Source organism: Candidatus Thiosymbion oneisti (genome assembly GCF_900092655.1).
Taxonomy (GTDB): Bacteria; Pseudomonadota; Gammaproteobacteria; order Chromatiales; family Chromatiaceae; genus Thiosymbion; species Thiosymbion oneisti.
This window is the reverse complement of sequence record NZ_FLUY01000807.1, coordinates 1-335: the sequence shown is the minus strand read 5'-3', so window position 1 is coordinate 335 and position 335 is coordinate 1. Positions and strand designations below refer to the sequence as shown.

General features: G+C 60.6%; 1 protein-coding gene. It reads right to left on the bottom strand.

Annotation, left to right across the window (positions count from 1 at the left end; genetic code table 11):
* Positions 1–335, bottom strand: a 335-nt coding sequence (locus tag BQ17_RS23300; RefSeq protein ID WP_500784419.1) for a transposase, incomplete at both ends; no start/stop codon positions are given.

Genomic DNA, 335 nt, shown 5'->3' with positions numbered 1-335 from the left:
CGTGCAGTGGCATCAAAGGGCATCAGCGGGGCTTGGGGCAAGATTTGCGTCTCGGCCTCCGGTCGTAACCGCTCCCCATCGAGTGCTGTGTCAGGATCTTTAACGGTTGCGGTTTCCTGCGAGCCGGTTTTAGACCCGGCTTCTTCCGGCAATCCACCGACGCGCTCCTGAATCGAGGTATAGTCCGAAGTCTCCGGCGTCTCGGCAAGCCCGACCCGTACCGGATTGAGATCCACATAGGCCATTGCCGCCAGCAGTGCCTTCTCATCGAGCAACGCCTGGCTCTTGAAACGGCCCTCCCAAAAACGCCCCTTCACCCCATCCTCCGCATTGGC